Here is a 12,586-nt window from a genome sequence, read left to right as displayed (position 1 = left end):
CCCTAAGCCCCGATTTCCCTCTTATTACCTCTGGGGATACCAAATAGATTCTACTTTTTCGATCATCATTTGGGCTTGGTGATACATTTTTTCAGGTGATTTTTCGTCTAATAATACTGTCACATGACCTAATTTTCTGCCTTGACGAGATTCTGTTTTACCGTACCAGTGTACAAATGCTCCTAGTTGCTCTATTTCTTTTCTTTGGGATAAATATTCACTTTGGGCGGATTCATACCCCAATAAGTTAATCATCACTGCACCTGAGCTTTTTAATTTAGTATTACCTAATTTTTTTCCTGTGATTGCCTGTAGTTGCATGGCAAATTGGGAAGTTTCACAAGCATCTAGGGTATAGTGTCCAGAATTGTGGGTGCGAGGGGCAACTTCATTAATTAACACCTCTCCATTATTCTTCATAAAAAATTCTATTCCTAATATTCCCACATAGTCTAAACTTATTAATAATTTAGATGCGATCGCACTTATTATTTCTCTAATATTCTGATTAATTAAAGCAGGGGCAATCACCCAACGGCAAACTTGATTCTTTTGATAGGTTTCTACTACAGGATAAACTTTAATTTCTCCAGTGGCACTTCTTGCCGCCATTACCGCTAATTCTTTCTCAAAGGGGATAAATTCCTCTATCAATAATGGTGTTTGTTTAAATTTTTTCAACGCTGATTGTAATTCAAAAGGAGTTTTAACAATTACAGTTCCCTGTCCATCATAACCATGACGACGAGCTTTTAAAACTAAAGGAAAAGAAAAATTTTGTAAATCCGAATCCGACTCATACAGAGAAAAACGAGGCACGGGAAAACCCTGAGATTGAAAAAATGACCTTTGATCAAATTTATCTAGCAAAGGAGAAAGACTGGTAAGACGAGGATAAAAACACACACCTTCCCTCACCAAAGACTGTAAACCTTCCAAATCAACAAACTCATTTTCAAAAGTTATTACATCACAATATTTTGCTAACTCTGCTGTTGCCGAAACATCATCAACTGGGGCAAAAATAGTTCTTTCCCCTAAACACACCGCCGAATCAGTCTCATGAGGAGTTTGAATATAAATTTTAATATTTTCTTTTGGTGCAACAAGAGCCATCATCCATGCTAATTGCCCACCTCCAATTACCCCAACATTCTTTGTCATTATCAATTCTCTTGCTTTTACGCTACTATTTACCTATCCAAATTATTATCTCTGATTTACTATCTATAATCAAATCAAATCTTTCTTTAAACATTAAGAAAAAATCACTCTTCATCAATAAAATTTATTTATTATTTGAAATATTCTAATGTAAAATATACTCTCAACTAAACTATTAATATTCGCAATCATGGGTCAAAAAAATAATAACCGTCAAGAATTAGACATTAATTTTCTTAATACAATAATTGCCGCCTTAGTCCTCACAATATTAATTTATGTTTTGGCTTTACCCTTTCAAGAAACTTATGTGGGAATGCTGTTATTAAAAAGAGGATTTACCCAATTTTTAACTGTTTTTTGTGCTTTTTTAGTTATTACTATTACTATTGATAAATATCTAAAAATTAGCAAAGAAAATAAAGTTTTTAAAAAGTTAGGAATCCCCGAAGAATTTTCCTTTGAAAATCATCAATCAGTGCAACTTCTCCATCTTCAAGAAGACTTATCTCGCACCTCTACCATGATAACTAATCGCTTAAGGAGAGTCATTAATGCCTATATCAACTCAGGAAGTAGAAAAACCGTTACAGATTTTGCCCTTGATGATTCATCATTTTATCTAAGTGCCTCTGAATCTTCCTACGCAGTGCCAAGAATTTTAGTATGGGCTATTCCTCTATTGGGCTTTATTGGTACAGTATTAGGTATTAGCAGTGCGGTGAATGGTTTTACTGGCTTTTTGGAAAATACCGCCGAAATAGACCAAATAAAAGAAGGTATAGGAACTGTTACCAGTGGTTTGGCAGTGGCTTTTGATACCACCCTATTGGCTTTATTGTTATCTGTGGTTGTAATGATTCCCCTTGTTTTAATTGAAAGGATGGAATCAAACTTACTTTTAGCAACAGATATTTATATTAACGATTATATTTTACCTCGTTTAAATGAGAAACAAACTGGCGAGAAAAATGACCTCAATACAGAAGTTATTATTAATACAATCAATACAACCCTTGAGAAAAAATTACCGACAAAAGAAGAATTAATTAAACCAATAAAAGAAGCACTTCCCACCCCAGAAGAATTGATTTCTCCCGCCCAAATTTATGCTCAAGAAGCCGCTAAAAATTTAGTAACAGAATTTGTGAATCAGTTTCAGAAAATTTATGAACAAGAGCAACAATTACTTAATACAATTAAAGAAGTTAATGCCGCTATCTTAGAAGATAGAAACAAATTTATTCAAACCTTCGGACAACAAAATGATTTGAATCAGTCCATAATTACTAACATAAAAGAATTAGTGGATTTAGTCCAAAAAAATAACGAAACTAACAGTCAAGGTTTAGTGGAAGCATCTCAAGCTATCAGTCAACAATTAAATAAAGCGGCCATCAGTTTAGAAGAAAAAGTTACTTCTTTAGAAGCATCTAGTGCTAGAATTGCTGAGTTAAAATCTTTACAATCTAACCTAGAGAAAATAGTCGAAGTTTTACATAATGTTGGAGATATTGAAAAAACATTGGTCAATATTCAAGACAAAATTACGGGTATTCAACCCACATTACAGGATTTAAGTAAACCCAGAGTTATTCGTTTAGTGGAACAAATTGATAACTAAAATGAAGAATGAAGAATTATTAAAATTAAGAAACTTTAAATATAATTAAATATCCAAAATATCATTATGTCTAGGACTAGAAAATCTCATAAAAAAATAGAACTAGAATTGTTTCCATTTCTCTCGGTTTTAGCTTGTACTATTGGCAGTTTAATTTTATTAATTATTGTAGTAAGCACTCAAACTTTAGATTCTAACCCTGAAGTTAAGATTATTGCACAAAGCGAAGATGGTGCAAATCAACAAAAACAGCCTCGTTATATAGAATGCAAGGAAGATGGGGTGGTTATTTATCCTAGTAAAGAATTTATTCCTACAAATCAACTGGAAAATTCTGATTCAGCTTTTTTGCAGTTAATTAGAGATGTTAGGGAAAAACGAGATCAAGAATATATTATTGCAGCTATTAGACCTAAAGGAATAGAGGTTTTTGAAAAAGTTAGAAGTATTATTGAAAAGGAGGAAATTGATATTGGTTATGAACCCATTGAAGAAGATTGGACTTTAAAAGTCAATTAAGATTAATATTACTTTTTCTCTGATTAGTATTTTTTTGTCCTGTATTTAGATAAAAATTATGTCAGATTAGGATAGTTAATATTAAAAAATTTTAAGAGAAATAAGTTACTGCAAAAAGGTCTTAATACCTTGTTTTTGCCATTGTTGAGATTTTGTTTTAGCTTCCATTTCCGTTTTAAAAACTCCTAATTGAATTTTCATTTCTCCTGCAATATTAGTTATAAAAGCGTTAGGAATTTCTTTTTTTATATTACTAAATTGAGTCATATTTTCATAATTAGTTAATACAATATACTCTTTTTTTTGATTATTTGGAGATGATGAATTAACCTCTATAGGTTCATCTTGACTCGGTAATGTATTTGAATTTTCTTCCAATAAAGGTGGCGGTAATGGTAAAGAGGATTCACTTAATTCGTTATTATTAATTTCCTTCATTAAAGCTGTTTTTAAATCAGGATAAGGAGATGCAGGAATATTATTCATAATATTTGCATTATTATCTGCACTTGGAAGAGATGAGGGTAAAGGAGGAAATTTTTCTTCATTTTCTTCTATCATTTTACTATCTTTTTTTTCTGTTTCTGGAGTCATGTCATTGACAATTTTTTCCTCTTCTATAGTCTGTTCAACAATTTCTTTTTCTTGGTTTTGACTTTTGAAATTAAAGTTATTTATGCCTAAAAATATCAAAATATTTGTTCCGAAAAATATAATTATTCCAAAAATTCCCCAAGGAGTTAAGATTAAATCTAGTAAGGAAGTTCGATCGCGGCTTATTAATCGGGAAGCAACAGGTATTGGCTCATCTTCATCATAGTTATCGAGAGGAGGATGATAAACTAAAGAACTAGAATTCGAGGGCAAGTCAATAGATTCAGTTTCCATCAATTCAGGAATTAGAATATTACTATCCACTGTATTCTTTTCATAGCGTCTTAATTCTGCTCCAAGATCTAAATCTAAATTTTGTATAATTTTTTTTATCAGGGGATGAACTGACATCGGTACTTTACTCATAATCTATATAATGACCTTAAATTCGATCGATAAGTTACTAAATTCTATTCTCTCTCAACCACAATGGGAAAAACAAAGAAGATACTATGAGTTAAAAAAAATCTGGTATGAAATTGTTAATCAAAAGATAGCACAACATACATCTCCTATTTATCTTAAAGAAGAAGTATTTTTCATCGCCACTCAAAGTGCAGTATGGGCTCAAGAATTATCCTTACAAAGACGCACCTTGATTATCAAAATTAATCGCCGTATTCAAAATCCCATCAAAGACATATATTTTGTTTTTGGAAAATGGTATAGTCAACACACTGCCCCCATTCCAGAAGCAGAAACAAACTTAAGTCATCCCAGTTTAGTTGAATCTACGGAGTTTATAACACAACCTACAGAAACTCCTCAAGAAGCCCTGCAACAATGGTTTGAAATTATTAAACAAAGAGCAAAAAATAACTCTACTTGCCCCTGTTGTCAAAGTTTTTGCCCAGAGGGAGAATTAAACCGTTGGGGAATGTGTGCTTACTGCTTTCGAGAAAATAATCAATAATCATTAGAGATTACTCAAAAAGCAGGGGATGTTTTCATTCTTGGAAATATTAATTTCTAAAACTAATAGGTAGTGACAAATACGGCAATTATTAACGATTAATTAATCAATTATTTGAAAAACTCTCCCGTCGCCCTGTGGGAGGCAGGGCGGTTTCAAAGTAGAAATACAAAAACGCTAAAACTATTGCCAGTAAAAGAATATAGGGTTTTAGAGCTTTGAGGATTAAGAAGTAGTTAAAAATGTTGAGATTATCAATTTATAACCATAAACCATTAAAAACTATTGCAAGAGTGCCTATTCCCCAACTGAGTTCGATGAAAAAAGTATCGAAAAATAAAGCGCCTTCGAGTTATCATCGAGCCAATTTTGGAATAAAAAATTATTAAATTTAGGAAAAACTCATTTAAAATCAATTTATTGAGCTTTTTTGTCAATAATTATTACTTTTAACTCCGAACTCCGAACTCCGAACTCCGAACTCAGGTATCCCCTGCCTTAACCAGAAAATTTTAGAATGAAACAGCCCTGCCTGTGGGAGGGAGTTGGAGGTGAGGGTAAAACATTTTGATACTAGCCTTGAAAAAAACCTACTCAAACAGTGTTTAAGTGAGGATAAACAAGAGACAAGAATTTTGCAGTTATTATTCTATGATGTAGAGTTCGTATTAATATTTTATTCCTTCACTGAGTATAGTAAATACTAGAAGATTTTAAATAATTCTTAATTTTTCATCGATTAAGCTATGTTACCAGTCGAAAAACTCTCTCTGCCTGAAAAAATTGGACAACTAATTATTGTACGCACCACAGGTTATATTTTTGATCATCAAATACGTTATCCCGCATGGGAAGCCACTCAACCTCAATTAAAAAAATGGATAGAAGAGTTGAATTTAGGTGGAGTTATTTTATTAGGAGGTAGCTGTGCAGAAATTACCTATCGCACTCAACAATTGCAAACATGGGCGAAAACACCTTTATTTATTGCCGCCGACATAGAGGAAGGAGTAGGGCAAAGATTTTCTGGTGCGTCTTGGTTTCCCCCTCCTATGGCATTAGCGGAAATTTACAACGAGAATCCAAGTTTGGGGATTAAATATGCTGAAAAAATGGGAGAAATTACTGCCCTAGAAGCCCTTGCTATTGGTATTAACTGGATTCTAGCCCCTGTGACAGATATTAATAACAATTCTGATAATCCCGTTATTAATGTTCGTGCTTTTGGAGATAAATTAAAAACTGTGGAAGATTTAACTTCTGCTTTTGTTAGGGGTTGTCATAATTATCCTATCTTAACAAGTGCAAAACATTTTCCCGGTCATGGTGACACTGCAACGGATTCTCATCTTGATTTACCCACTATTAATCATAGTTTAGAGCGTTTACAATCCCTCGAATTAAGTGCTTTTGAAAAGGTTATCAAGGAAAAAGTTGATAGCGTTATGACTGCCCATTTGTTAGTAAATGCCCTAGATTCCCACAATCCTGCGACTCTTTCGCCAAAGGTGTTAACGGATTTGTTACGGAAAAAAATGGGTTTTGAGGGTTTGATTATTACCGATGCTTTAATTATGGGGGGAGTAAAAAAATATGCTTCCTCAGAGGAAATCGCCGTTAAAGCACTACAGGCAGGGGCGGATATTTTACTCATGCCCGATAATCCAGAGATAGCAATTAAATCAGTAATTAAAGCCATAGATTCGGGTATTTTATCGGAAAGTCGCATTGACGAAAGTTATTCAAGGATTACTTGTGCAAAACAAAAACTATTTAGTGAAGGTGTTAGTTCTCAATCTCATTCTATGGCTAACATTTATAGTTCAGATGCCAGTCAAGTAATAAATGAAATTTTAGCCCAAAGTATGAGTAAAGGGGGTAATATACCCATTCAAAATGCCTCTGAGGGAATAAATTTAGTTGTAGTGGAAGATTTATTAAACTGTGAATATCTCGATCGCAGTTCACCCGCTATTACAATACCACAAACAAGGGGTTATCATCGTCGGGTTTTTGATGAATATAATCTATTTTCTGTGCAAAATGCTCAACAACCATTACTGTTACAGATTTTTCTACGAGGAAATCCCTTTCGAGGAAGGGCAGGTTTAACCCCTGAAAGTCAGGAAGTTTATCTGAAATTGTTATCCCAAAATAATCTTCAAGGGGTGGTGATTTACGGTAGCCCTTATGTTAAAAATTGGTTTTTATCTCATATGCCAAAATCTATACCTTGGGTGTTTTCCTATGGACAAATGCCTATTGCTCAAGAATTAGCCCTAAAATCCTTATTTAATTTGTCAGGAAAATTTGACATTGTTAAAGGAGATTTTTTATAGTATTTTTTTCTCTATGGGGCTTATAGCAACCCTTTAGAATATCTGATTTTTTTTGAGAAAAATGTAATTTAAGATACATTAAGTAACTATAATCAATTTCCTTGGGTTAGACTATATTAAGTATTGAAACAGGATAAAAATTAACGGGGCAAAAATGATGAAAACTTTAACCAAAAACGCCACGGATTACTCAATTGAGATGATTAGAGACGAAGCACGTCATTTAGTGGAAAAAGGAGTTGTTAGTCGTCATCAACCCATTTACATTTTATGTCAATACATCCCGGCTAGAGAATGGGTTTGTGTTGAATGTGAATTAGAACAATGCGATTATTTATTAAGAGATCAAATTGGTGATTTAATTGCTTGTGAAAATTGGGAATCTGATTAACTAAAATGAGTTAGGACGCATCACAAGTTTACCAATGAAGGTAGGCAAAAGGCAAAAGTAAATAGTTATTGTAATTTTCAAAAATTAATAAAAGTGTCCAGTTAAATGCGTCTTGGCTTATTGTTAAAAGAATAAATTGTTAAGAGTGGGCTATTGAATTCATAGCCTATTGTTTTGTTTTTGGAAAGAGTAAACTAAGAAAAAAATTGAAGAGCCAAATTAATTTAATAACCCTTTAAGAAATATTAATTGAAGCCTGTTTTATTTTTTGAATATACCATTAAGCAGTATGATATATTAATAAATAATAATTAAAGTTGAAGCCCTCACCACAAGTTTGTTCCGATGTTTTTTGAAAATGTCTGTCTAATTAATTGAAGAAACTTTTGATTGTGTCTAGTAATGACTGATATAAACTTGCCTAAGAGCTGTTTTATCGCTACAGAGAAGTTAGATAATAAGGGTGAAAAAGGGGAATATTTTGTTTGGCAATCAATAAAAAATGCTTTTATTAATCATGAGATTTTAGCTTATTGGCGTTATCCTTTATTTAATACTAAAAATCAAAGAAAAGAGCCAGACATACTTATTTTTCAGAAAAAGATAGGCGTTGTTATTATAGAAGTAAAAGCAATAAATATTGAGCAAATAGTAAGCATAAATGGACATCTTTGGCAGTATCAAAATTTTTATACTAATCAAGGAAATCCTTATCAACAAGCTGAAAATCAACTTTTTAATATTTTAGATTATTTTTCTACTGAACCTAGTTTATCTCAACAAATCAAAGGACGGGTTTTAATTGCATTACCCTTCATCAAAAGCGAAGCATGGCAAGAAAAAGGTTTTGATAAATTACCTAGTAATCCTCCTATTATTTTTGCTAATGATTTACTTAATTTAAACTCGTTGAAAGAAAAAATTATTAACACTTCTACAGTGGTTAAAGGAAAGGAATTAGATAGCCAACAATGGAAAACATTACTATCTATTATCACCGGAAAATCAGTTATTACTCCTCCTACTTATAGAGTTTTAACTAAAGATAATAGTAAAGGAAAGATTATTAATAAATTAGTTAATTATTATCATCATTTAGATTTAAAACAGGAAATAATTAGTAAAAAAAATATTAATGCAATTGAGGGTATTAAAGGAACTGCTGGAACAGGCAAAACATTACTTTTATGTCAAAAAGCGGCTTATTTTCATTTAAAATATCCTGAATGGAAAATTGCTTTTATCTTTTTTAGTCGTAGTTTATATGAACAGATAATAACTTTAATTGATAAGTGGTTAAGACATTATAGTAATAATCAAATAGGATATGATCCTTTTAATAAAAATTTGTTAATTCTTCATGGCTGGGGTAATAAAAATCAAGAAGGTTTTTATAGTTTAATATGTCATCAAACTAAATCGAGTAAACTAAGAGTTAATGATACTTATAGTCAATCACCTAATGATAGTTTGGCAGAAGTTTGTTGTCAGTTATTAGAGAGCAAAAAAATTCCTACTTTATTTGATTTAATAATTTTAGATGAGGCTCAAGATTTTTTATCTTCCCGATGGCTTTTTCAAGGTAAACAACCTTTTTTGTATTTAGTTTATAATGCTTTAGCTCCTAATTATATCAATGGAAAAGAGAGAAAAAAACTTATTTATGCTTATGATGAAATTCAATGTTTAAATCAAATTGGTGAAAGTTATCAAAGGGGATTATTTGCTGATATTTTACCTTCTAAGCATCCATCAGAAAAAATTTATACTTTAACTAATAGTTATCGCACTCCTAAAAAAATTATCAATACTGCTTTTGCTATTAATATGGGTTGGTGCCGTCCTTTGGGTGTTTTAAGTATGATAAAATCTGCTCATAATTGGCGGGAAATGGGTTATGAGTTGAAGGGTAATTTACAGTTAAATAATAATATTACCATTGAGAGAAAAAATAATAAATATATTCATCCGTTAGATAATTTTGATAGGGGAGAAATAATCAATTTTCAGTCTTTTTATTCTCGTCAAGAGGAGTTAAATTATTTAGCAGAAAAAATTTTATATAATCTACGATATGATGGTTTACGTCCTAGTCGGCAAATTTTAGTAATTGTTTTAGGGAATGGTTATGAAAGTCAAATTATTGAAAATCAATGTCGGGATGTTTTAGAAAGAAATGCCATTTCAGTATATTTTCCTCATCAGGATAATTCTCGTCAATTTTGGCAAGATGGGGCGGTAACGGTTTGTAATGTTTATCAGGCAAAGGGAAATGAAGCATTTTTGGTTTATATTATAGGATGCGATCGCATCGCTAAAGAAGAAGATAATATTAGTTTAAGGAATCAACTATTTGTGGCTTTAACTCGCAGTAAAGGATGGGTGTATCTTAGCGGTGTGGGAAACTATGTGATGTATTCGGAATTAAAAGAAGTTTTAGCAGTCAAAGGAGATAGTTTTAATTTAACCTTACGTAATTTACCTGAGAATATCATCAAAGCTAGTGAAAAAGAGGAGTTATTGAAACGATTTGCCTTGGGAAATCGAAATTTTAAATATTTACGTTTATCGGGGGAAAGTTTTAAGGGGTGTTGCTTAGATAATATTAATTTAATTGGTAGTAACTTAGAAAAAATTAATTTTCAACAAACCTCCTTAGAAAAAGCAAAGTTTATCAATGCAGATTTAAAAGATATTGACTTTCGCAATGCTAACTTAAAAAACGCTAAATTTATAGGTGCGAATTTGATTAGGGTAAATTTTGATGGTGCGAATTTAACTAATGTTGATTTTTCCGATACAAAAATGATATGAATATATCGAAATCAAGGGATGAGGGGAGGGGGAAAAATAGAGGCTTAGGGTATTAGGGAGAAAATAATTAATTACCTTTGCCCTTTGCTTTTATGCACTACGTAAAGCGACAATTGGATCTAATTTAGCCGCTTGTTGGGCAGGAATTACTCCAAAAAATAAGCCAATACCTCCAGAAACTCCTACCGCTAAAATAATGGTGTTAGCAGAAATGGCGGTTGGTAAAGGAGAAACCAAACCAATAATAATTAAACCACTAACTCCAATCACAGTGCCAATTAAACCACCAATGGCAGAAATAATAATTGCTTCAATCAAAAATTGTGATAGTATATTATTCTCAGTTGCACCGACTGCTTTTCTCAAACCTATTTCTTGAGTCCTTTCACTCACTGATACCAGCATAATATTCATCACACCAATACCGCCTACTAACAAGGAAATAGCTGCGATCGCACCTAACATCATTGTCAGTCCACTGGTTACAGTTCCGACAATACTAAGAATATCCTTCTGAGTTTCCACCCGAAAATCATCTTCCCCATTAATTTTGTGTCGTAAGCGCAATAAGTTTTCGATTTGAAATCGTGCCGCCGCAATGGAGTCAGAGGAATTAGCTGAAACAGAAATGAAACTCAATTCTAAACCATAATTAGAAGTCTTGCCGACAATTTGATTCGCCATAGTAGTCAGGGGTAGATAGATAGTTTCGTCCTGATTCGTACCTAGAAACGAACCTTTTGCCTCCATAATGCCAATTACCTCAAAAGAAACGTTTTTAACTCGTAAACGCTTACCAATGGGATTTTCGTTGGGAAAAAATTCCTCTGCTATTTGCCAACCTAACACTGCAACCCGATTATTTCGTTTTAAATCACTATCATTAATAAAACGCCCTTGAGCAACATCAAAACTACGCACTGTCAAAAACTCTGGAGTCGTGCCAATTATGGATACATTATTATTTCGATTACGATAAGTCACCAATAAGCGAGAATTTATTTGAGGTGCAACTTCTTCCACCGTCGGCACTTGAGATGCGATCGCATCAGCATCATCTAACACTAAAGTTTTAGGAACTTCAAAAGTAGTGCGACGAGATTCCCTACTACCTGGTACAACAAAAAGAACATTAGCCCCTAATGTCTCAAACTGTTCTGCCGCCAATCTTTGAGCCGCTTCTCCAATGCCAATCATCGCAATAACGGAAGCATTTCCAATTACTATACCCAACATAGTTAAGCTACTACGCATTTTATTGGCAAAAATAGTCGTCATTGCCATTTTTAGAGCATCGTTAAGTTTCATCGCTGATTAAGACTACATCTACTGTGTGATGTCTTATTCTAACAAAACCTAAGTTTAGGCTTCTTGCCAACCAAGGGAATTGATTTTTTCTTGCTCACTTTTAACAAAGTCATAGTAATCATTTAAAAGTTGTGACATCAATTTATTTTTAATTCTTACTAAAACCCCTTTAAGTAAGCCATTACCCGTAGTTAGTAATAAAGGTTTAGGAGTTAACCAAAGTGGAGGAGGCAAATCAACAGTAACCGTAAGGTTTGCTTTTCCCTGTAAATAAACTTTACCTTCGATTTCCGTTGGGGTTAGTTTTCCTTTAAGCTGTAGAGAAAAACGGCGATTTAGATATTCTATCCCTTTAATTTCACAGGATACAGAATTAACATAAACATTTCCAGAAGCACCAGACCAAACCTTTAACACTGCCGTAGGTTGAAAATGATACATCTCCAAAAAACTGAGGGGGTGCATTTGAAGGCGATAACAGTCATCTTTTAAAGCAGTCATCAATTTTCGATCTGCGATCGCCTTTACTAATCTTGAAGGTTGTCTAAGATAATGTTGAATAGGTATTGCTTGTTGTTTTACCTCTAGTTTTACCGTTTCTTCTGCTTGAAAACAAATTTGCATATTATATCTATACTTATATTTATGTAAAGTTATTTATGTAAAGTTATTAACGCTTATTTATTAATATAACTTAATATAATTGTGAATTAAACACTGTGGATTACCGAATAAGATTTTATTCTTATATTCTGATAAAGTAAGTGTTTGTATCTTATTTTACATTGAAGCGGAAATTTCCATGAGGAATTAGTAATTAAATGATCGGCAATGTATTATTTTCAGTAAACTGAAACCGA

At 32.5% G+C, this 12,586-nt stretch carries 10 protein-coding genes; 6 read left to right on the top strand and 4 right to left on the bottom strand.

Translation table 11 applies throughout. From position 1 onward, the window contains the following. Window positions 1-24: 24 nt before the first annotated feature. Window positions 25-1,167 carry a 5-(carboxyamino)imidazole ribonucleotide synthase gene (locus Dongsha4_RS11215; RefSeq protein WP_425590796.1) on the bottom strand — a complete coding sequence of 381 codons (1,143 nt, stop codon included), beginning with the start codon at window positions 1,165-1,167 and terminating at the stop codon, window positions 25-27. 187 nt (window positions 1,168-1,354) lie between these two features. Between Dongsha4_RS11215 and Dongsha4_RS11210 the strand changes: the two genes are divergently transcribed. Both Dongsha4_RS11210 and Dongsha4_RS11205 read left to right on the top strand, forming a co-directional pair. Next, window positions 1,355-2,788, top strand: a complete 1,434-nt coding sequence (locus Dongsha4_RS11210) for a MotA/TolQ/ExbB proton channel family protein (protein WP_330202474.1) — start codon at window positions 1,355-1,357, stop codon at window positions 2,786-2,788. Window positions 2,789-2,854: 66 nt separating this feature from the next. Continuing rightward, entirely contained in the window at window positions 2,855-3,307 is a 453-nt protein-coding gene (locus Dongsha4_RS11205; protein WP_330202473.1) for a hypothetical protein, read from the top strand. Between the two features lie 105 nt (window positions 3,308-3,412). Here the strand turns inward: Dongsha4_RS11205 and Dongsha4_RS11200 are convergent, their stop codons facing one another. Beyond that, window positions 3,413-4,327 (bottom strand): hypothetical protein, encoded by a 915-nt coding sequence (locus Dongsha4_RS11200; protein WP_330202472.1) that lies wholly within the window; start codon window positions 4,325-4,327, stop codon window positions 3,413-3,415. A gap of 10 nt (window positions 4,328-4,337) precedes the next feature. Here Dongsha4_RS11200 and Dongsha4_RS11195 point away from each other — a divergent pair, with 10 nt between their 5' ends. From Dongsha4_RS11195 to Dongsha4_RS11180, 4 genes are all read left to right on the top strand, one after another. Beyond that, the gene (locus Dongsha4_RS11195) at window positions 4,338-4,874 is read left to right on the top strand and encodes a DUF721 domain-containing protein (protein WP_330202471.1); all 537 of its coding nucleotides are present in this window, start codon (window positions 4,338-4,340) and stop codon (window positions 4,872-4,874) included. Window positions 4,875-5,620: 746 nt separating this feature from the next. Further along, entirely contained in the window at window positions 5,621-7,213 is a 1,593-nt protein-coding gene (locus tag Dongsha4_RS11190) for a glycoside hydrolase family 3 protein (RefSeq protein ID WP_330202470.1), read from the top strand. Window positions 7,214-7,370: 157 nt separating this feature from the next. Continuing rightward, window positions 7,371-7,604, top strand: coding sequence for a DUF4327 family protein (locus tag Dongsha4_RS11185; RefSeq protein ID WP_041922475.1), 234 nt, complete (start codon window positions 7,371-7,373; stop codon window positions 7,602-7,604). Window positions 7,605-8,006: 402 nt separating this feature from the next. Further along, window positions 8,007-10,418 carry a pentapeptide repeat-containing protein gene (locus Dongsha4_RS11180; RefSeq protein ID WP_330202469.1) on the top strand — a complete coding sequence of 804 codons (2,412 nt, stop codon included), beginning with the start codon at window positions 8,007-8,009 and terminating at the stop codon, window positions 10,416-10,418. Between the two features lie 90 nt (window positions 10,419-10,508). Here the strand turns inward: Dongsha4_RS11180 and Dongsha4_RS11175 are convergent, their stop codons facing one another. Together Dongsha4_RS11175 and Dongsha4_RS11170 are read right to left on the bottom strand one after the other, a co-directional pair. Further along, the gene (locus Dongsha4_RS11175; RefSeq protein ID WP_330202468.1) at window positions 10,509-11,726 is read right to left on the bottom strand and encodes an ABC transporter permease; all 1,218 of its coding nucleotides are present in this window, start codon (window positions 11,724-11,726) and stop codon (window positions 10,509-10,511) included. 54 nt (window positions 11,727-11,780) lie between these two features. After that, window positions 11,781-12,350, bottom strand: a complete 570-nt coding sequence (locus Dongsha4_RS11170) for a DUF1997 domain-containing protein (RefSeq protein WP_330202467.1) — start codon at window positions 12,348-12,350, stop codon at window positions 11,781-11,783. Window positions 12,351-12,586: the final 236 nt, after the last annotated feature.

Origin of the sequence: Cyanobacterium sp. Dongsha4 (genome assembly GCF_036345015.1) — a bacterium.
Taxonomy (GTDB): domain Bacteria; phylum Cyanobacteriota; class Cyanobacteriia; order Cyanobacteriales; family Cyanobacteriaceae; genus PCC-10605.
The sequence above is the reverse complement of the archived record's forward strand: the minus strand, read 5'-3'. Positions and strand labels throughout refer to the sequence as shown.